Source organism: Sphingobium naphthae (assembly GCF_043589935.1).
Lineage (GTDB): Bacteria > Pseudomonadota > Alphaproteobacteria > Sphingomonadales > Sphingomonadaceae > Sphingobium > Sphingobium naphthae_A.
In genome coordinates, this window is sequence record NZ_CP171454.1 from 2,252,766 (window position 1) to 2,274,770 (window position 22,005).

General features: G+C 66.6%; 22 protein-coding genes. 6 read left to right on the forward strand and 16 right to left on the reverse strand.

Annotation, left to right across the window (positions count from 1 at the left end):
• Positions 1-41: 41 nt before the first annotated feature.
• Entirely contained in the window at positions 42-1,328 is a 1,287-nt protein-coding gene (mnmE, locus tag ACGGKE_RS11180) for a tRNA uridine-5-carboxymethylaminomethyl(34) synthesis GTPase MnmE (RefSeq protein WP_394437864.1), read from the reverse strand.
• A 6-nt stretch (positions 1,329-1,334) separates the two neighbouring features.
• Entirely contained in the window at positions 1,335-1,589 is a 255-nt protein-coding gene (locus tag ACGGKE_RS11185; protein WP_394437867.1) for a DUF6489 family protein, read from the reverse strand.
• Between the two features lie 149 nt (positions 1,590-1,738).
• On the opposite strand from ACGGKE_RS11185, the gene ACGGKE_RS11190 reads away from it, so the two are divergent.
• Both ACGGKE_RS11190 and ACGGKE_RS11195 read left to right on the forward strand, forming a co-directional pair.
• Entirely contained in the window at positions 1,739-2,437 is a 699-nt protein-coding gene (locus tag ACGGKE_RS11190) for a dienelactone hydrolase family protein (protein ID WP_394437870.1), read from the forward strand.
• Positions 2,438-2,451: 14 nt separating this feature from the next.
• Positions 2,452-3,402, forward strand: a complete 951-nt coding sequence (locus ACGGKE_RS11195) for a quinone oxidoreductase family protein (RefSeq protein ID WP_394441918.1) — start codon at positions 2,452-2,454, stop codon at positions 3,400-3,402.
• A gap of 81 nt (positions 3,403-3,483) precedes the next feature.
• Here ACGGKE_RS11195 and ACGGKE_RS11200 read toward each other — a convergent pair whose 3' ends face one another.
• Together ACGGKE_RS11200 and rho are read right to left on the reverse strand one after the other, a co-directional pair.
• Positions 3,484-4,203 carry a YjbE family putative metal transport protein gene (locus ACGGKE_RS11200; RefSeq protein ID WP_394437872.1) on the reverse strand — a complete coding sequence of 240 codons (720 nt, stop codon included), beginning with the start codon at positions 4,201-4,203 and terminating at the stop codon, positions 3,484-3,486.
• Between the two features lie 121 nt (positions 4,204-4,324).
• The gene (gene rho / locus ACGGKE_RS11205; RefSeq protein ID WP_009823287.1) at positions 4,325-5,581 is read right to left on the reverse strand and encodes a transcription termination factor Rho; all 1,257 of its coding nucleotides are present in this window, start codon (positions 5,579-5,581) and stop codon (positions 4,325-4,327) included.
• Positions 5,582-5,848: 267 nt separating this feature from the next.
• Here rho and ACGGKE_RS11210 point away from each other — a divergent pair, with 267 nt between their 5' ends.
• Positions 5,849-6,814, forward strand: coding sequence for an aspartyl protease family protein (locus ACGGKE_RS11210; RefSeq protein WP_394437876.1), 966 nt, complete (start codon positions 5,849-5,851; stop codon positions 6,812-6,814).
• Between the two features lie 7 nt (positions 6,815-6,821).
• On the opposite strand, the gene ACGGKE_RS11215 is transcribed toward ACGGKE_RS11210, so the two are convergent.
• The 6 genes from ACGGKE_RS11215 to ACGGKE_RS11240 all read right to left on the reverse strand — a co-directional run bounded on the left by ACGGKE_RS11215 (position 6,822) and on the right by ACGGKE_RS11240 (position 14,307).
• Positions 6,822-8,930 carry a transglycosylase domain-containing protein gene (locus ACGGKE_RS11215; RefSeq protein WP_394437879.1) on the reverse strand — a complete coding sequence of 703 codons (2,109 nt, stop codon included), beginning with the start codon at positions 8,928-8,930 and terminating at the stop codon, positions 6,822-6,824.
• A gap of 120 nt (positions 8,931-9,050) precedes the next feature.
• A complete protein-coding gene (gene msrB, locus ACGGKE_RS11220; protein ID WP_394437882.1) occupies positions 9,051-9,455 on the reverse strand; it encodes a peptide-methionine (R)-S-oxide reductase MsrB in 405 nt (134 codons plus the stop codon).
• Between the two features lie 31 nt (positions 9,456-9,486).
• Positions 9,487-10,527: a DNA polymerase III subunit delta gene (gene holA / locus ACGGKE_RS11225; RefSeq protein WP_394437884.1), complete on the reverse strand. Its 1,041-nt coding sequence runs from the start codon at positions 10,525-10,527 to the stop codon at positions 9,487-9,489.
• Positions 10,524-11,027 carry an LPS assembly lipoprotein LptE gene (lptE, locus tag ACGGKE_RS11230; RefSeq protein ID WP_394437886.1) on the reverse strand — a complete coding sequence of 168 codons (504 nt, stop codon included), beginning with the start codon at positions 11,025-11,027 and terminating at the stop codon, positions 10,524-10,526. Before lptE ends, holA begins: the two co-directional genes overlap by 4 nt.
• Before the next feature lie 115 nt (positions 11,028-11,142).
• Positions 11,143-13,755, reverse strand: a complete 2,613-nt coding sequence (leuS, locus tag ACGGKE_RS11235; RefSeq protein ID WP_394437888.1) for a leucine--tRNA ligase — start codon at positions 13,753-13,755, stop codon at positions 11,143-11,145.
• A gap of 105 nt (positions 13,756-13,860) precedes the next feature.
• Positions 13,861-14,307, reverse strand: a complete 447-nt coding sequence (locus tag ACGGKE_RS11240) for a DUF3576 domain-containing protein (protein WP_317517344.1) — start codon at positions 14,305-14,307, stop codon at positions 13,861-13,863.
• 256 nt (positions 14,308-14,563) lie between these two features.
• Here ACGGKE_RS11240 and ACGGKE_RS11245 point away from each other — a divergent pair, with 256 nt between their 5' ends.
• The gene (locus ACGGKE_RS11245; protein WP_394437891.1) at positions 14,564-15,286 is read left to right on the forward strand and encodes a hypothetical protein; all 723 of its coding nucleotides are present in this window, start codon (positions 14,564-14,566) and stop codon (positions 15,284-15,286) included.
• Positions 15,287-15,403: 117 nt separating this feature from the next.
• Here the strand turns inward: ACGGKE_RS11245 and ACGGKE_RS11250 are convergent, their stop codons facing one another.
• From ACGGKE_RS11250 to ACGGKE_RS11260, 3 genes are all read right to left on the reverse strand, one after another.
• A complete protein-coding gene (locus ACGGKE_RS11250) occupies positions 15,404-16,306 on the reverse strand; it encodes a pirin family protein (protein ID WP_394437893.1) in 903 nt (300 codons plus the stop codon).
• 30 nt (positions 16,307-16,336) lie between these two features.
• Entirely contained in the window at positions 16,337-16,657 is a 321-nt protein-coding gene (locus ACGGKE_RS11255; RefSeq protein WP_317517341.1) for a hypothetical protein, read from the reverse strand.
• A 131-nt stretch (positions 16,658-16,788) separates the two neighbouring features.
• Positions 16,789-17,487, reverse strand: coding sequence for a pirin family protein (locus ACGGKE_RS11260; protein ID WP_394437896.1), 699 nt, complete (start codon positions 17,485-17,487; stop codon positions 16,789-16,791).
• A gap of 117 nt (positions 17,488-17,604) precedes the next feature.
• On the opposite strand from ACGGKE_RS11260, the gene ACGGKE_RS11265 reads away from it, so the two are divergent.
• Positions 17,605-18,534 (forward strand): LysR family transcriptional regulator, encoded by a 930-nt coding sequence (locus ACGGKE_RS11265; RefSeq protein WP_394441921.1) that lies wholly within the window; start codon positions 17,605-17,607, stop codon positions 18,532-18,534.
• Between the two features lie 74 nt (positions 18,535-18,608).
• Entirely contained in the window at positions 18,609-19,160 is a 552-nt protein-coding gene (locus ACGGKE_RS11270; protein WP_394437898.1) for a phosphotyrosine protein phosphatase, read from the forward strand.
• On the opposite strand, the gene ACGGKE_RS11275 is transcribed toward ACGGKE_RS11270, so the two are convergent.
• The 3 genes from ACGGKE_RS11275 to ACGGKE_RS11285 all read right to left on the reverse strand — a co-directional run bounded on the left by ACGGKE_RS11275 (position 19,132) and on the right by ACGGKE_RS11285 (position 21,944).
• A complete protein-coding gene (locus ACGGKE_RS11275) occupies positions 19,132-20,343 on the reverse strand; it encodes a carboxylate--amine ligase (protein ID WP_394437900.1) in 1,212 nt (403 codons plus the stop codon). The two genes, ACGGKE_RS11270 and ACGGKE_RS11275, sit on opposite strands and share 29 nt — an antisense overlap.
• The gene (locus ACGGKE_RS11280; RefSeq protein ID WP_394437902.1) at positions 20,340-21,320 is read right to left on the reverse strand and encodes a hypothetical protein; all 981 of its coding nucleotides are present in this window, start codon (positions 21,318-21,320) and stop codon (positions 20,340-20,342) included. The genes ACGGKE_RS11275 and ACGGKE_RS11280 overlap by 4 nt, the downstream gene beginning before the upstream one ends.
• A gap of 129 nt (positions 21,321-21,449) precedes the next feature.
• Positions 21,450-21,944, reverse strand: a complete 495-nt coding sequence (locus ACGGKE_RS11285; RefSeq protein ID WP_228167222.1) for a flavin reductase family protein — start codon at positions 21,942-21,944, stop codon at positions 21,450-21,452.
• Positions 21,945-22,005 lie beyond the last annotated feature (61 nt).

Sequence of the window (22,005 nt, forward strand, 5' to 3'; positions counted from 1 at the left end):
TCAGAGGCGGTCGGTCAAAAGCGTTCCACGTGGAACATCGTCTATTTGCCGATGCAAAATCCGGAGAAGAGCCGATCCATCATGTCCTCGGTTCCCGCCTGTCCGGTCAGCGAGTCCACCACGAATCGGCCCAGCCGCAATTCCTCCGCCGTTACCAGCAAGTCACGCGCCGCTCTGGCCGCGTGGAGATGATCAAGCAACTGTCCCACCAGATCGCGCTGGCGGCGGTGGAGAGCATAGTCCCCCTCACCCGGCAAAAGGGCGCGCGCGCGCTGCTGCAACAAAGCCACCAACGCAGCCATGCCCTCCCCCGTTCGCGCGGACAGAGCAAGACCGGGGCGATCGCCGGCGCCCCGATCGCTCTGTGCCGCGACTAGGATCGCGTCCGCGCGCGGGAGCGCATCGGGTTCGCCTAGCCAAACTATGATGTCCGCCGCGTCCAGCGCGGCCCGCGCCCGGTCGATACCGATCGCCTCGATCGCGTCGCCCGTTTCCTCGCGCAGCCCCGCTGTGTCCGTGAAGAGGAAAGCGACTCCACCGATCGCAGCAGGCACCTCGATCCGGTCGCGCGTCGTTCCGGCAATGTCCGAGACGATCGCGGCTTCGCGGCCGACCAGCGCATTGAGCAAAGTGGACTTGCCGGCATTGGGCGGGCCGGCGAGCACGACGCGCACGCCGTCGCGCAACCGCTCGGCCGACGGCGCATCGAGCAGCGCCCCGACATCGGCCGCCAGCGCTGCGATCCCGTCGCCTATACGCGCTTCGATCGCCGCATCCGGAACATCATCCTCATCCGAAAAGTCCAGCGCTGCTTCGGCCATGGCCGACAGGTCGAGCAGCGCGCGCCGCCATTGGTCGATGCGACGAGAGAAATGCCCCTCCACCATCATGAGCGCCGCGCGGCGCTGGCTTTGGGTTTCGGCCGCGAGCAGGTCGGACAGGCCCTCCACCGCATTCAGGTCCATGCGGCCACGGTCGAACGCGCGACGGGTGAACTCACCAGGCTCCGCGCGGCGCAGGCCGGGCATCGCCGCAAGCGCCGCCTCCACCGCGGCGATGACCGCTCGTCCCCCGTGGCAATGCAGCTCCACCATATCCTCGCCCGTGACGGTGGCAGGACCTGGCAGCCACAATATCAGCGCCCGATCGAGCGGCATGCCATCCTGAGGATCGCGCAACAGGGCGAGGCTCGCCTGCCGCGCCGGCGGCAGGCGGCCGGCCAAGGCCAGCAAGGCGGGACGCGCTTGCGGGCCGCTCACCCGGATGACGCCGATACCGGCGGGAGGCGCGCCGCTGGACAGCGCGAAGATGCTATCCCGCCGCGTCATGCCGGATTACTTCGTGTCGTCCTTGCCGCCGCCCATGCCAGCCAGTCCGACATTCATCATCTGCTGGAACAGGCGCATGCCCGCATCGCCCAGGGGCGAGAAGCTTTTCAACAGCGTCTCCATCTGTTCGGCGCTCCCGATGCCATCAAAGCTGTCGAGCATCGTGCGGATATATTTGTCATGAATGGGCGTGACATCCGGCAGGCCCAGAAAAGCCCGCGCCTCGGCCGGGGTGCAGTCCACATCCACGCTAACCTTCATGTCCCTGCCCTTCCTTGCCGGTGCACATTCGCTTGACGCGTCATGCCGCAAATCATCGCATAAACGCAAATTTTTACGTCGGGGCCATGGTTGCCACCGCCCTTGGAACGGCCAATATGCGCACCGGATCATCAGTGAAAGGATCAGGTATGGGCGAGTTCACTTCCGTCAGCACGCTGGGAGGCGATGCGCAATTCGATGCCTATATGGCAAAGCCCGAGGGCGAGCCAACCGCCGCAATCATTGTCATCCAGGAAATCTTCGGGGTGAATGAAGGTATTCGCCGCAAATGCGATGCCTGGGCGAAGGCCGGTTATGTCGCTTATGCCCCCGACCTGTTCTGGCGAATCGAACCCCATATCGAACTGGATGCCGACGTTCCCGAAGAGATGGACAAGGCCCTAGGCCTCATCCCAAAGTTCGACCAGGATCAGGGCATTCGAGATCTGGAAGCCACCATCAAGGCGGCGCGTCAGGCGGCTGGCGGCGGCAAGGTTGGACTGGTCGGCTATTGCCTGGGCGGCCGCACCGTCTTCATGGCCGCATGCCGCACCGATGGCGACGCCTTTGTCGGCTATTATGGCGTCGGCATCGACGGTCTGCTGAACGAACAGCATGCGATCGGCAAGCCGACGATGCTGCACATCCCTACAGCCGACCATTTCGTCACGCCCGACGTTCAGAAGGCGATGCATGAGGGGCTGGCCGATAATCCCCACGTGACGCTGCACGACTATGAGGGGCTCGACCATGGCTTTGCCGCCGAAATGGGCAAGCGCCGGGTCGAGGATGCCGCGCAGCTCGCCGACCGCCGCACGGCCGATTTCTTCGCGGAGCATCTCGCTTGAGCACGGCATGGCGCATGGTTGTCCGCCGCCACGGCGGGCCCGAGGTGATCGAGCGGGAGGAATTCGATTCCCCCGCTCCGGGGGAAGGCGAGGTGCTGCTGGAAACGGAAGCCATCGGCCTCAACTTCATCGACACCTATTTCCGCACCGGTCTCTACCTTGCCGACCTGCCGCTGACGCTGGGCTTCGAAGCAGCCGGGCGCGTAGTCGCGGTGGGGCCGGGCGTGACTGACTTTGCCGTCGGTGACCGGGTAGCGAGCGGCACCGGGCGCGGCAGCTACACGACTCATTGGACCGTGCAGGCGGCACAGCTTGTAGCGCTGCCCGACAGCATCGCCAGCGTGGACGCGGCAGCGATGATGCTCAAGGGGATGACCGCCTGCTTCCTGGCAGAGGACGTGCTGCCACTGCAGCCGGGTCAGGTGGCGCTCGTCCATGCCGCAGCGGGCGGCGTTGGCTCCGTGCTCGTGCCCTGGCTGCGCGACAAGGGGGTGACGGTGATCGCTCATTGCGGCTCCGCCGAAAAGGCCGCAACGGTCGATGCAGACCATAGCCTACATGGTGGTCTCAGTGATCTGTCCTCCCAGGTTCGAGAGCTGACCGGTGGTCAAGGCGTCGACATCGTCTATGACGGCGTCGGCAAGGACAGCTGGGACGCATCGCTCGCCAGCCTGAAGCGACGCGGGATGATGGTCAGCTATGGCAATGCATCGGGCGCGGTGCCGCCGATCAGCCTGCTCGATCTCAGCCGCGGGGGATCGCTCTATGTCACGCGGCCAACCCTGTTCGACTATGTCGCCACCCCGCGCACGCTGGCGCACACCGCACAGCGCCTGTTCGACCGCATGGCGCGTGGCGTCGTCGGCGCAAGGATCGGGCAGCGCTTCGCCCTGGCGGATGCAGCTGAGGCGCATCGGGCGCTGGAAGCGCGGCAGACGAGGGGCGCGACGATCCTGATCCCCTGAACCACGCACCTTTCATGACGAAAGAAAAAGGGACGGCACCGCTCGGCACCGTCCCTTTTTTCACCTCTGGGTCGAGGGCGGTCAGAACAGCGTCAATATGCCCACCTGCTGATCGACAAAGCCATCATAGATCATCTTGACCGCGACGTAGACGATGACCGCCAGGCCAAGATAGGCGATCCAGCGGAAGCGCTCGATATAATGCGCGATGACATTGGCCGCGATGCCCATGAGGGCCACCGACAGAACCAGCCCGATCATGAGGATGCCAGGGTGATCGCGCGCCGCGCCCGCCACGGCGAGAACATTGTCGAGGCTCATCGACACGTCAGCGAGGGCCACCGCCCAGGCGGCGCCAGCGAAGCTCTTGGCGGGGCGCACGCCTGACACGTCATCATCGGTGGGATCGTGCGGCGTATCCGTGCCGCGCTTGGGATGCAGTTCGCGCCACATCTTCCAGCTGACCCACAGCAGCAGCAAACCACCGGCAAGGATCAAGCCCACAATCTGCATAAGCTGGCTGACAACCAGCGCGAAGGCGATGCGCAGCACCAGCGCGGCGAGAATTCCGATCAGGATGACCTTCTTGCGTTGGTCTGCGGGCAGGCCAGCCGCGAGAGCGCCGACGACGATAGCGTTGTCGCCCGCCAGCAGCACGTCGATCATCAACACCTGAACAAAGGCCGACAGCGCCGAAGGGGAGGTTATATTACTGAAATCATTGACGATATGCTGCCATATGGCGGCGGGGGAACCAATCCCCTGAGCGGCCGAGGCGGCGGTAGCGAAGAGGTCTAGCATGGCGGCCTGAGCGTTCCTGTCCTATGGAATGAACGCCGGACCATCGCATGATCCGGCGCCCCGATACAATATGGGGCGCCCGCGGCGCCCATGACATGCGTTGAACGAACCCGCGTCGGGCTTACTGGTTCATTGTCGCGAAGAAATCCTCGTTGGTCTTGCTGTCCTTCATCTTGTCCAACAGGAACTCCATCGCGTCGATCGTGCCCATCTGCATCAGGATGCGGCGCAGCACCCACATCTTGCTGAGCGTCGGCTTGTCAACCAGCAGTTCCTCCTTGCGGGTACCCGACTTGCCGACATCCAGCGCCGGGAAGATGCGCTTGTCGGCGACCTTGCGGTCCAGCACGATTTCCGAGTTGCCGGTGCCCTTGAACTCTTCGAAAATGACTTCGTCCATGCGGCTGCCGGTGTCGATCAGCGCGGTGGCGATGATCGAGAGCGATCCGCCCTCCTCGATATTGCGCGCGGCGCCGAAGAAGCGCTTGGGGCGCTGCAGCGCATTGGCGTCGACGCCGCCGGTCAGCACCTTGCCCGACGAAGGCACGACGGTGTTATAGGCGCGGCCCAGGCGCGTGATCGAATCGAGCAGGATGACCACATCCTTCTTGTGCTCGACCAGGCGCTTGGCCTTTTCGATCACCATTTCAGCGACCTGGACGTGGCGGGTGGCTGGTTCGTCGAACGTCGAGCTGACGACTTCGCCCTTCACGCTGCGCTGCATGTCGGTGACTTCCTCGGGCCGCTCGTCGATCAGCAACACGATCAGGAAGACTTCGGGATGATTGTCGGTGATCGCCTTGGCGATATTCTGCAGCATCACCGTCTTGCCGACGCGCGGCGGCGCGACGATCAGCGTGCGCTGGCCCTTGCCCTGCGGGGAAACGATGTCGATGACGCGCGCCGACTTGTCCTTGACGGTCGGGTCCAGCGTATCGAGCCGCAGCTTCTCATCCGGGTAGAGCGGCGTCAGATTATCGAAATTCACGCGATGGCGAACCACATCGGGATCATCGAAATTGACCGTGGTCAGCTTGGTGAGGGCAAAATAGCGCTCGCCGTCCTTGGGGGCGCGGATCTCGCCTTCCACCGTGTCGCCGGTGCGCAGGCCGAATTTGCGGACCTGGTTGGGCGACACATAGATGTCGTCGGGACCGGCCAGGAAATTCGCTTCGGGGCTGCGCAGGAAGCCGAAGCCGTCGGGCAGCACCTCGATCGTGCCCTCGCCCATGATCTGCTCGCCGTTTTCCGCCTCGGCCTTCAGGATCGCGAACATCAGGTCCTGCTTGCGCAGCGTCGACGCGCCCTCGACCCCCAATTCTTCGGCCATGGTGACGAGGTCGGCGGGGACGGTCTTTTTGAGGTCCTTGAGGTGCATTGGCGAATCGGTCCGATGAGGGTGAGGATGAAAATGGCCGGAAAGGAAGGAGATAGCCGGTCAGGACGACCAGGAACCCACGCTCCGGACGGGCATGGATATATGTTTCGCGTGTAGCGGCCCGTTCGCCCGTCCGTCAAGCTGGGACACACGCGCGCCGCGCGCGAAATTCCCGCTTTTGCCGCGAGCAACGGCCAGCGGTGTCGCTGGCGCGACGATCGCCTTTCATGATATAGGATGGGGAATAAGATATGGAAGGATGAGGATATGGGACGGCTCCCTGCCCTGCTGGCGATGATGCTGGCGATCGGCGGCCCTTCCCTTGCCGCGCAGCCGCCGCCGCTGCTCGATCCCGATCAGCCGCCCGCGCTCGTGCGCACCGCCAGCGCCCCGGACGACCGCGTCACCATCCCCATCTCCATCGACGGCAAGGGCCCCTGGCCGTTCGTGATCGACACCGGGTCGCAGCGCACCGTGATCGCGCGCGATCTGGCGCAGCAACTGGCACTGCCGCCGCGCGCCAATGTCACCATCCTCAGCATGACTGGTCGCTCGCAAGTCGGCACGGTCGCCGTCCCCCGGCTGGCGTTCGGCGCGGGCGTGATCGACGATATCGAAGCCCCGGTGCTGGAGGGCGAGCATCTGGGCGCGGCGGGACTGCTGGGCCTGGACAGCCTGCATGCCAAGCGCGTGATCCTCAATTTTCGCAGCGGCCATATGGAGATCGCCGAAAGCAGCCGCCGCCGGAAAGTTTCGGCCGATCCCGACACCATCGTGGTCGAAGCGCGGCGCAAGCGCGGGCAGTTGATCCTGCTGGATTCGCAGGTCAACGGCATGCGCGTCAACATCATGCTCGACACCGGCACCCATTACAGCATCGGCAATCTGGCGCTGCGCGACAAGCTGATGCGTCGCAAGCGCGCGCCCGAGATGCTGAGCGCCACGCTCACCAGCGTCACCGGCGGCACGCTGACCGGCGAAGTGGCGCGCATCCGATCGGTGACGATGGGGCGAGTCAATCTGACCGAGGTGCCCGTGATCTTCGCCGACGCCAGCCCCTTCGCGGAACTGGGCATGCAGGACAAGCCCGCGCTGCTGCTGGGGATCAGCGCACTGCGCGTGTTCGACCGGGTGGCGATCGATTTCGGGCGGGGCAAGGTCGACTTCCTGCTGCCCGACGCCAGCGCCCTCACGCCCACCCGCCTGGCCGCGAACAAACCGGCGGCGGGCTGAGTCGCGTTCAGGGCTGCTGGGGCGGCGGGCGGCTGGGCGGCGGCGCTGGCTGCGGCTGGCGGGGCCGGTCGCGGCCCAGCACATTGTCGATCCACTGCTGGTCGAGCCGCGGCGGCTGCGGGCGATCCTCCCGATCCACCTCCATCTGCGGCTCGTCGTCATAGCCCTGCGGGTCGGCGGGGACCGGCTGCTCGATCGGGAAGCCATTCTCGTCCACCATCATGCCGCCGGCATAGGCGCCGTTGTCCGGGCTGTTGTAATAGGCTTCCTCGTCCGGCTCGAGCTGCCATTCGGGCAAAGTCACTTCGGTATCGAACTTCTCTTCCGGACGCTTGGCGACGGCGACCTTCATATAATCGGCAAAGGCGCGCGCCGGGGCACGGCCGCCCTGCAGCCCGCCGACCGCGCGCGCATCGTCGCGCCCCATCCACACGCCGGTGGTGATGCCGCTGGAAAAGCCCAGGAACCAGCCATCCTTGTTGCTGCTGGTGGTGCCGGTCTTGCCCGCGACCGGACGACCGATCTGCGCCGCGCGACCCGTGCCGGTGCTGACGGCGGTCTGCATCAGGTCGGTCATGCCCGCCGCCACCCAGGGTGCGACCAGCACGCGGCTCGTGTCATCCTCATGAGCATAGAGCAGCCGGCCGTCTGCGGTCGTCACCTTGGTGATGCCATAGGGCGTCACCGCAATCCCCTTGCGCGCGATCGAGGCGAAGGCGCGCGTCATGTCGATCAGGCGCACGTCCGACGTGCCCAGCACCATCGAGGGATGGGTGTTGATCGGCGTCGACACGCCAAAGCGCCGGGCCATGTCGGCGACAGTGGAAAAGCCCACCTCCACGCCCAGCTTGGCCGCGACCGTGTTGATCGAATAGGCGAAGGCGGTGCGGATATCGATGGCGCCGGCGAAGCGGCCATTGCTGTTGCGCGGGCTCCAGCCGTTGATCGTCACCGGCTCGTCGGTGATGCCGGTGTCAGGGGTATAGCCAGCCTCCAGCGCCGCCATATAGACGAAGATCTTCCAGGCCGACCCCGGCTGGCGCGTCGCGGTGACGGCGCGATTATAGTTGGACGTCACATAGTCGAGCCCGCCGACCATCGCGCGCACGGCCCCGTCGCGGTCGAGGCTGACCAGCGCGCCCTGCGCGCCCTTGGGCGCATTGGCCTGCACCGCGGCGGTCGCGGCCCGCTGCATGCCCAGGTCGATGGTGGTATAGACTTCCAGCGGCTCATTGGGCTCGTCGATCAGCAGGTCGAGCTGCGGCAGCGCCCAGTCGGTGAAGTAGCGCACGCTGTTCTGCGGCGGTTCGGGCGCCATCTTGACGCCATCCAGATCGGCGCTGATGCGCTCGGACGCGGAAATCTTCCCATTTTCCCGCATCAGGTCCAGCACCACGCCAGCGCGGCCGATCGCCGCTTCGGCATCGGCGGTCGGCGAATAGCTGGACGGCGCCTTGACCAGGCCGGCGATGATCGCCGCTTCGGGCAGGTCGATGGATGTCGCGGGATGGCCAAAGAATTTGCGGCTGGCGGCATCGATGCCATAGGCGCCGCCGCCAAAATAGACCTTGTTCAGATAGAGTTCGAGGATCTGGCGCTTGGAGAATTTGCGCTCCATCGCCAGCGCCAGCACCATTTCGCGGACCTTGCGGCCGAAACTATAGCTGTTGTTGAGGAAGATGTTGCGCGTCACCTGCTGGGTGATGGTCGATGCGCCCTGCCAGCGCCGCCCCGACCCCCGCCGCTCCACCGCGACCCAGGCCGCGCGCGCCATGCCGATCGGGTCGACGCCGGGATGCATGTAGAAACGCTTGTCCTCGGTCGACACCATCGCGTCGACCATGATCTGCGGGATCTGGTCATAATCCATCCAGCGGCCAAAGCTCGGCCCCAGCGACACGATGACGCTGCCGTCGGCGGCATGGACGCGGATCATCTGGCCGTTGGGCGAGGATTTGAGGCTTTCATAATCGGGCAGCGACTGAAGCGCGATCACCACCGCGATCACCACCGCCAACAGACCCGCCACCGCCGCCGCCAGACCGATCTTCAGCCCGCGCATCAGCCATTTCCTCGCGCCCCGGGGCGCGCTCTTGCTCTTGCCTGATCCTGCCATTTGTGCCGCCCCGGATACGCGCTAATCCTGGCCCCGGCCAGCGCAAATCATGCGATCGACGCTTAAAAAAGGACCGTCGCGCCCTTCCATGGCGATGGGCGGTTTACCGGGGATGAACGGCTATTTTCCGGATTCGCGCGGCTTGAAGTCCAGGCTGGCGCTGTTCATGCAATAACGCAGCCCGTTAACGCCGGGGCCGTCGGGAAAGACATGGCCGAGATGGCCGTCACATCTGGCGCAGCGCACTTCGGTGCGGATCATGCCATGGCTGGTGTCGCGGATTTCCTCGACCGCGTCGATGTCGACGGGCGCGGTGAAGCTGGGCCAGCCCGACCCGCTATCATATTTTTCCTCCGCGTCGAACAGCTCCGCGCCGCAACCCGCGCAATAATAGACGCCGTCAATCTTGTTGGCGTTGAGCTTGCCGGTGAAGGCCCGTTCGGTGCCGCCTTCGCGCAGCACATGAAATTGTTCGGGGCTCAGGCGCTGGCGCCATTCGGCATCGGTAAGGCTGATCTTCTCCATGGCCGCAATATGGCCATGGGGTCCGGGCGGATCAAGCCCGCTCCCGCGCCGCCTGCCGCGCGATCGTCAGCAATTCGTGCCGCACCATCAGCTCGCCCAGTCCCCTGCCCCCGCGGCTCGATCGCTCGGCCTCCAGCAGCCGCTGGATCACGCGCGCGATGCCGGCGGCGTCCCACAGCCGCACCTGCCGCGTCACCAGCCCCTTCTCCTTCCAGAAAACCGCCTTGCCGGCCTGTTCCACCGCCGCTTCCAGCCGGCCGCTGGCGTCGAACAGCTGGCGAATCGTGGCGATCAGCATCGCCCGGGTCAGCAGCGGGCGGATCACCGCCGCCATCGCCGTGCCGGCCTGCGCCATCGCGGTCAGTTCGCGATGCATGGCCTTGAGGTCGCCGCCCAGCACCGCATTGACCAGCGGCCCGACTTCGGTTTCGGGATTGTCCGCCGACAACGCGTCGAGCGCTTCGGCGGTCGCTTCCACCGGGCGGTCGGGCGCAGCGTCCAGATAGAGGATCAGCTTCTCGATCTCGCCCGCCATCAAGGCGCGGTCGCCGCCCGACAGATCGACGATGCGGCGGGCCAGGTCGGACGACAGGCGTAGCCCCCCGTCCCGCGCGATGCCGATGGCGATCTGCTCCGCCTCGCGTCCGTCGGGCTGATAGGAAATGCAGGCAAGCGCGGCCTTATGCTCGATCGCCAGCTTGACCAGCTTCGACGTCGCCTTGAGCGCGCCCGCCACCGCGATTACCGGATTGCCCGCCGCTTCCGCCTCCAGCAGGGCGGTCAGCGCCGGCACCGATTCCTCGCCAATGCCGTTCAGGCGAATCCAGCGCCTATCCCCGAACATCGAAAAGGACGCCGCTTCATCGGGCAGGCGGGCCGGATCCTCGCGCAGCGTCGAGGCGTCAAGGTCGATCCGCTCCGCCTGCGGCCCCATGGCGCGCTCCAGCCGCTTCGCCAGCGCCTGGCTGCCCGCCTCGTCCGGGCCGTAGAGCAGGAAGAAACGCACATCGGCCGCCGCGCCCTGGCCGGGGGCGTCCAGCGCCCTTTCCATCTGGCCGCGATTGGCCTTCAAGGATTGGCGGCCTTGCGCGAATAGAGGGCCAGCCGCGTGACGATCTGGTCCGCAACGGTCTGCGACAGCCGCTCCAGCGCCGTATCCTCCGCCGCGATCGTCGCATATTCGCTGGAGGTGACGTCGATGCCCGCATCCGACCCCGCGGTGTCGTCCAATATCTGCGCGCCCGTCGCTTCATCCACCAGCTGGTAGCGGGCGCGCAGCGTCCGCCGCTCGCGCGTGATCGCGGCGTCGGCGCGCAGGCCCAGGCCCGCGATATTGTCGTCCAGCTTCACTACCAGCCGATAGCGTGGCCCCGATCCGCTCTGCATCGCCGCCAGCCGGTCATTGAGCGCATTGCGCACCAGCCAGCCGGCCTTGCCTTCGATCGGCGCGACTTCGACATTGCCCAGCGCCTGGGCGACGGCGCCATGACCGCCCCCGCCATAGACCGGACGCAGCCCGCAGGCGGTAAGGGATGCAAGGGCGATGGGGAGCAGGGGAAGGATGCGCTTCATATCCGGACCCTTAACCCTTCCGTCGCTCCCGCGAAAGCGGCAACCCATTGGCGGCCACGCAACGACAGTGCCGAAGCCGTGACGGGTCCGCCTGCGCGGGAAGGGCGGGCTTCATTCAGATCACCAGATTGACCAGCCGGTCGGGAACCACGATCACCTTCTTGGGGCTCGCGCCGTCCAGGATGCGGACCACATTGGGCGCGGCGAGGGCCAGCTTTTCCAGCTCGTCCCTGGGCGTGCCCTTGGGCACAGTGATGGTGTCGCGCAGCTTGCCCATCACCTGACAGGCGATCGTCACCTCATTATCGACCAGCAGCGCCGGATCGACCGCTGGCCAGGCGGCATCGGCGATCAGGCCCCAATCCTCGCCACGCGCGCCGCTCATTTCGGCCCAGCCTTCCTCGGCCAGATGCGGCGTCATCGGCGCGACCAGCAAAGCCAGCGTACGGATGGCGGCGGTGCGGCTGGTCGACGGCTTGGCCTTTTCGATCGCGTTCACCAGCTCGTAGATCTTCGCCACGGCCTTGTTGAAGCCCAGCGATTCGATGTCCCTCGCGACCCCGTCGATCGTCTGGTGCAGCTTGCGGTCCAGCGCCTTGTCCTGCCCCTCGGCGCCGGCGTCGGCTTCGCCGAACAGTCGCCAGACGCGGTTGACGAAGCGCCAGCTGCCCTCGATGCCGGCCTCGGTCCAGGGCAGGTCGCGCTCGGGCGGGCTGTCGGACAGCATGAACCAGCGCACCGCGTCCGCGCCATATTGTTCGATGATGTCGTCGGGATCGACGACATTCTTCTTCGACTTGGACATTTTCTCGACGCGGCCGACAGCAACTTCCGTGTCAGTTCCAACCAAGAATACCTTGCCATCACGCCGCTCGATGTCAGCAGGCGATACCCACTGCTCAATCGCATAAGCTTCAGGATTGGCACCATCATAGTCTGCAGGCGGCGACACAGGAATTGCGGCCTTGTATGTCTCATGCGTCACCATGCCCTGGGTGAACAGGCCGGTGAACGGCTCGGCAAAGCCCAGCTGCCCCATATGCTGGAGCGCGCGAGTCCAGAAGCGGGCGTAGAGAAGATGCAGGATCGCATGTTCGACCCCACCGATATATTGGCCGACCGGCAGCCATTGCTCGACCGTGGCGCGATCGAACGGCCGGTCCTTGGGCTGGCTGGCGAAGCGGATGAAATACCAGCTCGAATCGGCGAAGGTGTCGAGCGTGTCGGTCTCGCGCCGTGCGGGCTTGCCGCAGGTCGGGCAGTCGACCTGCTTCCAGGTCGGATGCCGGTCGAGCGGGTTGCCCGGAATATCGAAGCTGACATCTTGCGGAAGCACTACCGGCAGCTGGTCCTTGGGCACCGGCACCACGCCGCAATGCTCGCAATGGATCACCGGGATCGGCGTGCCCCAGTAGCGCTGGCGCGACACGCCCCAATCGCGCAGGCGGAACACGGTCTTGCCCTCGCCCCAGCCTTCGCCCTCGGCGCGGGCGATGACGGCGGCCTTGGCCTCCTCCACGCCCATGCCGTCGAGGAAGCGGCTGTTCACCAGCTTGCCGGGGCCGGTATAGGCCTCGTCATGGATCGGCTTGTCGGCTTCGCCCTCCGCGGCGACCACGCGCTCCACGGCAAGCATATATTTGCGCGCGAAGTCGAGGTCGCGCTGGTCGTGGCCGGGAACACCCATGACCGCGCCGGTGCCATAGTCCATCAGCACGAAATTGGCGATGAAGACGGGCAGCTGCCAGTCGGGGTCAAAGGGGTGGGTGACGCTGAGGCCAGTGTCGAAGCCCAGCTTTTCCGCCGTTTCCAGCTCGGCCGCGGTGGTGCCGCCTTCCTTGCACCGGTCGATGAAGGCCTGGGCATCGGCATTGTTGGCGGCGACCGTCTGGGCGACCGGATGGTCGGCCGCGATCGCGACGAAGCTGGCGCCGAAGATGGTGTCGGGCCGGGTGGAATAGACCGCGATCCCCGCGCCCGCATCCACGCCCTCCAACCCTTCGCGCTCAGGGAAAGGCGCGAAATCGAAGCGGAACTGCAGGCCGACCGACTTGCCGATCCAGTTTTCCTGCATCGTGCGCACCTTGTCGGGCCATTGGTCCAGGCTCTTGAGCCCCTCCAGCAGGTCGTCGGCGAACTGAGTGATCTTGAGGAACCACTGGTTGAGCTTGCGCTTCTCGACCGGCGCGCCCGATCGCCAGCCCTTGCCGTCGATCACTTGCTCATTGGCCAGCACGGTCATGTCGACCGGGTCCCAATTGACCGACGACTCCTTGCGATAGACCAGCCCCGCCTCCAGCATGTCCAGGAACAGCGCCTGTTCATGGCCATAATAATCCGGCTCGCAGGTGGCGAGTTCGCGGCTCCAGTCGATGGCGAAGCCCAGCTTCTTGAGCTGCGCGCGCATATTGGCGATGTTGGATCGAGTCCAGTCGCCCGGATGCACCTTCTTTTCCATCGCTGCATTTTCGGCCGGCATGCCAAAGGCGTCCCAGCCCATCGGATGGAGCACCTCATGTCCCGTCATCCGGCGAAAACGCGCCAGCACGTCGCCCATGGAATAGTTGCGGACATGGCCGATATGGATGCGCCCCGACGGATAGGGGAACATCTCCAGCACATAGGAGCGCGGCTTGGCCGAAGCGTCGTCCGCCTTGAAGCTCTGCTTCTCGTCCCAGACCGCCTGCCAGCGGGCGTCGGCCTCCAGCGGGTTGAAGCGCCTTTGCATGTCTATTCCTTACAAATGCGAGCGGGGCTGGGCCTGTGATGAAGCCCAGCCCCGGATGCTGAAACAGGGGACCGCGCCGCGCGGCCCCTGGAAAAAGGGGTGGGGTCAGCCGATCGCCATGCGGCGCAGGTCGCGCGCCTTGGTGAGGATGATCTCCTCCAGCTTCTGCACGGTCGCGGCCTTGACCGGAGCGTCGACCCAGACGCCATTCTGGTTCACCTGGCGGCTGGCGGCGACGCGCAGCGCATCGGCGCGCAGATCCTGGTCCAGGATCGACACGGTCACCTTCATCCGCTCGGTCGGAGTGTTGGGATCGGTATACCAGTCGGTGACGACCACGCCGCCGTTCGAATCGGTCTGCGCCATCGGCATGAACGACAGGGCATCAAGCGTCGCGCGCCACAGATAGGCGTTGACGCCGATGGTGGTGACGCGGGACGCGGCGAGATCCGCCTGCGGGCGTTCCTTCGACCCGCCGCCGCATGCGGCCAGCGGCAGGAGCGCGGCCAAGAGCAGGCCAGTGGAAAGAGAGGCGGGAAGGCGGCGGACCATCAGGCATGTCCTAGCTTGGAAAGACGAAAATCAGCCCGCTTCTATAATGTCCGTGCGCCAATCGGCAAGGGGCGCTGGATCGCTCCGCCGCGCGTTGGCGTTCGCGCCGAAAAATGCGGCGATCGCGGAGCTTCCGACGCCTATGTGGGTTTGCTGCAACAGCTTGGGGCAAAAAGCCGTTCCGCCTCTAGCCAGTGGCGGGTTTGTCGGTGTAATGCGTCATCAAATACAAGTCGGCGGGGATGAGATTCGGACCATGAGCGTGAAACGGGGATATCTGGCGATAGCGGGCTCGGCGGTTGCCGTGGCTGGCTTTTTGCTGTCTCCCGCGTTCGGCGCCGCGACCGACCTGGTTGCGATGCGCCCCGACGCGCCGGTTTCGCTGGGTGCGCTCGGCAGCATCTCCTCCTTCACCCCCACGACCAAGGATCCGCAGCTCGCCGCCGCCTATGCGAAGATCGCGGCGTCGGCCAGCCGGCAGGGCTTCCGCTTCACGCCCACCAGCGGATCGCTGAGCGGCCAGCGCGAAATCACCATCATGGTCCGCGCCAGCGATCGTGGCGCCGCCGACAAGCCGGCCACCCCGGTCGACATCAAGCCCATGGCGTTCAGCCTCAATGGCGCGCACAACTGGCGCAAGTTCGCCCTGTCCGAATCGGTCGGCCGCAAGGCGCTCGATCCGGTGCCGGTCGAAACCATGGTCGACGCCAAGAATTTCTCGCTGGAGGACGGCAAGAAGGATCGCTTCAGCACCAAGGTGCTGATCGAAAGCCGCCGCGAACCGAGCGCCACCGTGCGCAATCCGTCGGCGGAAAAGGATTATTCGCTGGATCTTGCCAGTTCCTATTCGTTGACCCGCAATCTCAATGTGACGGCGGGCGTGCGCTACAACAACAATGTCGCGGGTCGCCTGACCCCGATGACCGACGACCGGCAGGACAGCCAGGCCGTCTATCTCGGCACCAGCTTCAAATTCTGACGTCCGCCTTCTGAAATGATGACCCGCGCCGGCCCATGCCGGTGACGGGCGCGTTCGAACCGGACGGCTTCGGGCTGAACACCCGGCCCAGGCCGAATAGACGCCCTTGCTTGTTGGTCAGGCCGGCAGCGGGATGAACTCACTTTCCTCGGGCACCGGCGCGAAACGCTGCGCCTGCCAATCGGCCTTGGCCTGCTCGATTCGCTCGGCGGAGGAGGACACGAAGTTCCAGTAGATGTTGCGCTTCTCGGGCAAGGGTTCGCCGCCCAGCAGCATCAGCCGCGCGCCGCTCGCGCCCCGGCCTCGCAGCACGATTTCCGCGCCCGGCTTGAACACCACCAATTCGCCGGCCGCAAAGCCGCCGCTCTGGCCGACCACCTCGACTGCGCCGCCCACGACATAGATGGCCCGTTCGACATGCTCGGCCTTCAACTGATAGCGCGCGCCTTCCTGCAGGGCGATGTCGGCATAGACCATGTCCGAATAGGTCTTCACCGGCGACGTCAGCCCGTCGGAATGCCCCGCGATCAGCGTCAGCCGCGCGCCCGCATCCTCGATCGTGGGGATGTCCGCAGCCTTGTGGTGCGAAAAGCCCGGATCGGTTTCCTCATGGCTGGTGGGCAGCGCGACCCAGGTCTGCAGCCCGAACAACGTGCCGCCGCTGGCGCGCACCGCGTCGGACGTGCGCTCGGAATGGACGATGCCGCTGCCCGCCGTCATCCAGTTCACCTCGCCCGGCCGGATCGCCTGCTTCGATCCCACCGAATCGCGGTGCAGGATTTCGCCTTCCAGCAGATAGGTGACGGTGGCGAGGCCGATATGCGGATGCGGCCGCACGTCCAGCCCTTCGCCGCTGTTGAACACCGCCTCGCCCATCTGGTCGAAGAAGATGAACGGCCCCACCATGCGGCGGTGGGCGGACGGCAGCGCCCTGCGGACGGAAAAGCCGTCGCCCAGATCGCGGACCGGCGGCAGGATGATCGTGTCGACGCCGTCGACATCGGAAGTGCGGATGGACATGGAGACAGACCTTTCGTGAAGAAGGAGGGGTCAGGCGCCAAGCAGCGCCAGCGCGTCGATCTGCGCGGGGCTGTAGCCCTGCGCGGCGAGAGTGGCGGCATGGGCCGGGGCGATGCGGCCGGTGCGGCCTGTGGCGCAGAGGAAGTCCCGCACCGGCACGAAGCGATCGGGCAGCGCGGCCTGCGCCTGCCGATTTGGCCCGACCAGCGCATCGACGGCATGGGCGATGCGCGCGCGCAGCGATCCCGCCGCGGCGGGCTGGCCGCAACCGCAATCGGCAACGGCGGAAAGGGCGGCCTGCACGTCGCGCCATTCGGCGGGGCTGAGGCGCGGGGTGGCGATGGTCAGCATGGGCAGTCACTCCTTTCGCTCGATGGCTTCTCTTTAGCCGCTCCGCGCCTTCCGGTTCAGAGGGATAAGATCGGCCATTTTGTTCGAGAAAATGGAAAAGGGCGCGCGAAGCCCGCACGCCCTTCCCCGCTTCATGCGGCGTCGACCAGCACGATCTCGCTGTCCTCGATCGCCGTCACGCGGATGATGTCGAGGTCGCTGATCGCCGCGCCGTCGCGCGCGTTGACGCGCACGCCGTCGATCTCGATCGCGCCGGTCGCGGGCACCAGATAGGCCTTGCGATCGCGGCCGATCGGATAATCGGCGCTCTCCCCGGCCTTCAGCGTCGCGGCGACGACGCGCGCGTCGGTCCGGATCGGCAGCGCGTCGCCGTCGCCGTCATAGCCCGACGCCAGCGTCACGAACTGGCCGGCGCGCTCGCCCTTGGGAAAGGGGCGCGCGCCCCAGCTCGGGGCTTCGCCGTCGCGGGTGGGGATGATCCAGATCTGGAAGATCCTGGTCGTCACATCCTCCAGATTATATTCCGAATGACGGATGCCGGTGCCTGCGCTCATCACCTGGACATCGCCGGCTTCGGTGCGGCCCTTGTTGCCCAGGCTGTCCTGGTGGGTGATCGCGCCTTCGCGGACGTAGGTGATGATCTCCATGTCGCGATGGGGATGCGGCGGCAAGCCGGTCTGCGGCGCGATCGTGTCGTCGTTCCACACGCGCAGATTGCCCCAGTGCATCCGCGCCGGGTCATGATAGCCGGCGAAGGAAAAATGATGTTTGGCGTCCAGCCAGCCATGGTTGGCGCCGCCGAGGCTGTCGAAGGGGCGAAGCTCGATCATGATGCAAATCTCCTGACGGGCGGCGAAAGGCGGCCCGTGTAGGAGAGCTATTTAGGGCTTGCTCTCTTTCCCGATCAGCCAGATAAAATCTTTCGAAACGTTCCAGGATTTAGAATGATGAACGAGCCCGGCACGCCGACCTTCGACCAGTTGCGCATCTTCCTGACCATCGTCGACACCGGCAGCTTCGCCGCGGCCGGGCGCAAGCTCAACCGCGCCGTGTCGGTCATCAGCTATGGCATCGCCAATCTGGAGGCGCAGCTGGGCCTGTCGCTGTTCGACCGGGAAGGCACGCGCAAGCCGCAGCTGACCGTGGCCGGCCGCGCGCTGCTGGCGGAGGTGCGCAGCATATCGCACGGCATCGACGGGCTGCGCGCCAAGGTGAAGGGGCTGCTCGACGGGCTGGAGGCGGAAGTCAATCTCGCCGTCGACGTCATGCTGCCGGCGGAACGGCTGGGAAAGGTGCTGCGCGCCTTCGCTCGCGAATTTCCGACCGTCCAGTTGCGCCTCCATGTCGAAGCGCTGGGCGCGATCACCGCCATGGTGCTGGATCGCGGCGCCGTCATCGGCCTGTCGGGCCCCCTGTCTGCGGGCGTCGAGGGCATAGAGGGCATGGCGGCGGGATCGGTGCCGATGGTGCCCGTGGCCGCGCCCGATCATCCACTGGGGCGCATGGGCGCGATTCCGCCGGGCGCCGGGCGCGACCATATCCAGCTGGTGCTGACCGATCGGTCGCGCTTCACCGAAGGGCGCGACTATGCCGTCGCCAGTCCCAAGACCTGGCGCCTCGCGGACCTGGGCGCCAAACATGCACTGCTGCGCGAAGGCATAGGCTGGGGCAATATGCCGCTGCCGATGGTCGAGCCCGACCTGGTTGCCGGCACGCTGGTGCGGCTCGCCATGCCCGATCATCCGGGCGGCACCTATCGTTTCGCGGGCATTTGGCGGCGCGACACGCCCCCCGGTCCCGCCGCGTCCTGGCTGCTCGACCAGTTCGTCGCCCTGGGCCGCGACGACAGGGAGCTGGACGGCATGGGCGACGTGTGACGCGCCATGGTTGATCGCCGGCGCGCGCGCGCTATCAGGGGGGCGATGACGACCTCCCTCCCCCTCTCCCCGCGATGATCCGGCCGCGATTCGGCACGCTGCGGGGGCTGGTGCGGCTCGCTCTCTCCTATCCGCAGCTATTCCTGGGCCTCGGCGCGGGCCGGCCCGTCGATCCCGCGACCGTGCGCCGGCTGGTCTTCGTCTGCCAGGGCAATATCTGCCGCAGCGCCTTTGCCGAGGCGGCGGCGCGCCGCGCCGGGCTGCGCGCCGCGTCGGTCGGCCTGTCGACGACGCCCGGCCGTCCCGCCCATCCGCCCGCCATCACCGCCGCGCAGGCGCTCGGCCATGATCTCCAAGCGCATCGCGCCACCGACCTTGCCGATTATCAGCCGCAGCCGGGCGACCTGCTGCTGGCGATGGAGGTGCGGCAACTCGGCCGCCTAGCCGCCGATCCGCGCCTGCGCGATGTGCCGCGCGCGCTGCTCGGCCGCTGGACCCGGCCGATGATGCCGCATCTGCATGATCCCTATGGCTTGGACGATCGCTACATGGCGCGCTGCCTGGCGCGCATCGACCGGGCGGTGGCGCGGCTGGCGCTCAGCTTTCCCGGCGCACGGCTTTCCTGACGATCTGCCCCATGTCGCGCAGCCAGGGGCGCGGGTCGCGCGCGCTGAAGACATAATAGCGCGATCGCGGATCGAAAAAGGCGGCCAGATATCCGCCCAGTTCCGCCAGCGGCCGTCGCCGGAAATGCGGATCGTCGATGCGATCGGGGTTCAGCAGGATGCGCGCCAACCGCTTGGTTTCCGGCACCATGTAGCGCGCGCGCAGATCATCGCGCGGCGCCGGCACGGCATCGCCCTGTCCCAGCACGCTGCGCCGATAGCTTTCCCACGCGAAATGCGCGCCGCAATGCCAGGCGAGCGGCTGGCTGCCCCAGAAGCGGCCATTCACCTCCATGAGCCAGTAGCGGCCGCTGCCCGGCTCATGGCGATATTCGACCATCGCCTGCCCCTCCCAGCCGATCGCCTGCAGCAGCTTTTCCGATAGCGCCATCTGCGCGGCATGGCTGGCCGCAGGCTCGGCGCGGCACAGCGTCGACACCCCGCCTTCGGGCGGCCATTCATGCAGACGGCGATGCTGGAAGCGCAGCGTCGCGCGCCCGTCCTGCATGTAGAGCATCTGCCCCAGGCCGACGCCGCCGCAATATTGCTGGATCAGCGGCCAGCGCCCGATCGGCGCGAACCGCTCCAGCAGCGCGCGCAGGTCATCGGGGCCATGCAGATAGTCCGTCTTGCGCCACGGCAGCCCGGCCGCCTCCAGCACCGGCAGGATCGCTTGCGGATTCGCCCATTTGGCGACCAGCGGATACCGCATGGCGGCGACTCGCGCGGCGAAATCCTCGCCGGCCATGGGCTGCCATGTCTGCGGCACCAGCAGCCCGGCCTCGGCCGCCGCCTCCAGCGTCTGCCGCTTGTCCAGCACCCGGGCCAGCCGATCGAGCCGCGGCGCCAGCATATGGCAGTCGCCGATGCGGGCGGGCAGCGCCGCCAGTTCAACCAGGTCGGATTCGGCGATCGCCAGCACCGCGCCGACCCCGCTCCGCGCGATCATCTGCGGCAGCCATGTCGCGATCGGCCCGGCCGGACGCGGCGTCCAGCCCCGGCAATGGCGCGATGCGACAGCGATCGACCGGGCGCTTCGCGCAACGCCATGGACCGGCACGCCATGCTCGCCCAGTTCGCGCAGGACGGTAAGGCTGATCGCATTCTCCATGCCCAGGAGAAGGACGCCCGGCAGCGCGCTCACGCAGGAACCAGTCGACGCTCGTAGCGCCATGTCGCCCAGGCCTGCTGCGCCATGCGCAGCCCGGTGCGCAGGCGGCTGGGCGCGGCGCGATCCAGCACGCGCGCAGGCCCCTCGGCCAGCGCCGGCGACAGGTCGCGGAAGCCCGCGCATTCGACACCCGGCAGCCGCGCCGCTTCCTGACACAGCTGCGCGAAGCGGCCAATCACCGCTTGATTGGGCCGCGCCCGGTCGCGCGAGAGCATTTCGAAACTGTGCGTCACCACGACGAAGGCGTCATGGCCGTTGCGCACCGCGTGGCGCAGTCCCGCGCGCATCTCCGCGGCGGACATGGCGCAAATCTGTGCCGGGCGAAATCCGCCCGGCCGGTCGGCGATCCCCGATACCGGCAGTTCGATGACGCCATGCAGCCGCTGCGCGCCGATCTGGCCGCGATCGGCGGCGATCCGGCACGCGCCGCCCAGATAGGCGGGATTGACGCTGCTGTCCCAGGCGATGCCGATCTGGGCAAGCGCGCGCAGCGTATCGTCACTGGCGCCGAAATTGCCCGCCCGAAAGGCGCGGATCGGCGGCGCGCCCGCATCTTCCAGCAAGCGCCGGGCCAAGCCGAGCAGCGCGACCTGATCCGCCAGGGAGAAATCGCCGATATTGCGGCCCTGCCGCCCCTCGACCGGAGACTCCCTGGCCCAGGCGAGCCATTCGGTGTGGATGTGCAGCTGCACCTCATGCCCGCGCCCGACAATCTCCCCCACGATCGGCGTCAGGAAGTCGGCGCCATGAACCAGCGCCGGCAGCGGATCAAGGAAGAACACGCCCTTGAGGCCCTGGCGGTCGAGCAGGTCCATCTGCCACCCGATGCCGTAGGCGCCCGCCCCCGTCTCCGCATGGATCGACCGGCGCAGATTCTCCTCCAGGCTCAGCCCGCGCTGGTGCAGCGATGCGGACAGCTCGGTATCGACAGTGATGAGCAACGCGGTCATGCGGCGATCCGGTCAGGGGGCGTCCAGCCCGACATAGGCGGGATGCGTTAAGGAGCGGTATTATGTCCCGCATATGTCTGCTTCCGACACGCGCCGCAATATCGCCCCCAATGCGATGCGACAGCCCGGTCAGTCGAGCAGCGCGAACTCGCCATAGCTGCCCTGGAAAAAGAGCAAGGGCCGCTCGGGCCGCTCCACCTCCAGCGCCACGACCCGCCCCAGGACGATATGATGGTCGCCCGCTTCGTGCACGGCGTCCAGCGTGCAATCGATCCAGGCGACGACATCGTCCAGGATCGGCGATCCATTGGCCGACGCGCGATGGGCGATGCCGGCGAACTTGTCCGGGCCGGGCGCGGCGATCTGGCGGCAAAGCGCCAGCTGGTCGCTCGCCAGGATGTTGACGCAGAAGCGGCCGACTTTCTCGATCCGGGGCCAGCTGCCCGACGACTTGGCCGGGAAGAAGGCGACCAGCGGCGGGTCGAGCGAGACGGAGGTGAAGGAGCCCACCACCATGCCCACCGCCGTGCCGTCGGGCTCGACGGCGGTGACGACGCACACGCCGGTCGGATAATGGCCGAGCACGCGGCGGAATGTCGCGCTGTCGAAACTGGCGTTGCTCATGCCTGCATGCTCCCGGACCTGCTGCTGGCCCCCTCCCTGTCGCGGCGGGGGGTCGGGGCGC

Excerpts from the sequence above, each read along its gene's own strand:
- mnmE (WP_394437864.1), bottom strand. The coding sequence starts at position 1,328 with ATGACGCGGCGGGATAGCATCTTCGCGCTGTCCAGCGGCGCGCCTCCC.
- ACGGKE_RS11185 (WP_394437867.1), bottom strand. The coding sequence starts at position 1,589 with ATGAAGGTTAGCGTGGATGTGGACTGCACCCCGGCCGAGGCGCGGGCT.
- ACGGKE_RS11190 (WP_394437870.1), top strand. The coding sequence starts at position 1,739 with ATGGGCGAGTTCACTTCCGTCAGCACGCTGGGAGGCGATGCGCAATTC.
- ACGGKE_RS11195 (WP_394441918.1), top strand. The coding sequence starts at position 2,452 with ATGGTTGTCCGCCGCCACGGCGGGCCCGAGGTGATCGAGCGGGAGGAA.
- ACGGKE_RS11200 (WP_394437872.1), bottom strand. The coding sequence starts at position 4,203 with ATGCTAGACCTCTTCGCTACCGCCGCCTCGGCCGCTCAGGGGATTGGT.
- rho (WP_009823287.1), bottom strand. The coding sequence starts at position 5,581 with ATGCACCTCAAGGACCTCAAAAAGACCGTCCCCGCCGACCTCGTCACC.
- ACGGKE_RS11210 (WP_394437876.1), top strand. The coding sequence starts at position 5,849 with ATGGGACGGCTCCCTGCCCTGCTGGCGATGATGCTGGCGATCGGCGGC.
- ACGGKE_RS11215 (WP_394437879.1), bottom strand. The coding sequence starts at position 8,930 with ATGGCAGGATCAGGCAAGAGCAAGAGCGCGCCCCGGGGCGCGAGGAAA.
- msrB (WP_394437882.1), bottom strand. The coding sequence starts at position 9,455 with ATGGAGAAGATCAGCCTTACCGATGCCGAATGGCGCCAGCGCCTGAGC.
- lptE (WP_394437886.1), bottom strand. The coding sequence starts at position 11,027 with ATGAAGCGCATCCTTCCCCTGCTCCCCATCGCCCTTGCATCCCTTACC.
- leuS (WP_394437888.1), bottom strand. The coding sequence starts at position 13,755 with ATGCAAAGGCGCTTCAACCCGCTGGAGGCCGACGCCCGCTGGCAGGCG.
- ACGGKE_RS11240 (WP_317517344.1), bottom strand. The coding sequence starts at position 14,307 with ATGGTCCGCCGCCTTCCCGCCTCTCTTTCCACTGGCCTGCTCTTGGCC.
- ACGGKE_RS11245 (WP_394437891.1), top strand. The coding sequence starts at position 14,564 with ATGAGCGTGAAACGGGGATATCTGGCGATAGCGGGCTCGGCGGTTGCC.
- ACGGKE_RS11250 (WP_394437893.1), bottom strand. The coding sequence starts at position 16,306 with ATGTCCATCCGCACTTCCGATGTCGACGGCGTCGACACGATCATCCTG.
- ACGGKE_RS11255 (WP_317517341.1), bottom strand. The coding sequence starts at position 16,657 with ATGCTGACCATCGCCACCCCGCGCCTCAGCCCCGCCGAATGGCGCGAC.
- ACGGKE_RS11260 (WP_394437896.1), bottom strand. The coding sequence starts at position 17,487 with ATGATCGAGCTTCGCCCCTTCGACAGCCTCGGCGGCGCCAACCATGGC.
- ACGGKE_RS11265 (WP_394441921.1), top strand. The coding sequence starts at position 17,605 with ATGAACGAGCCCGGCACGCCGACCTTCGACCAGTTGCGCATCTTCCTG.
- ACGGKE_RS11270 (WP_394437898.1), top strand. The coding sequence starts at position 18,609 with ATGATCCGGCCGCGATTCGGCACGCTGCGGGGGCTGGTGCGGCTCGCT.
- ACGGKE_RS11280 (WP_394437902.1), bottom strand. The coding sequence starts at position 21,320 with ATGACCGCGTTGCTCATCACTGTCGATACCGAGCTGTCCGCATCGCTG.
- ACGGKE_RS11285 (WP_228167222.1), bottom strand. The coding sequence starts at position 21,944 with ATGAGCAACGCCAGTTTCGACAGCGCGACATTCCGCCGCGTGCTCGGC.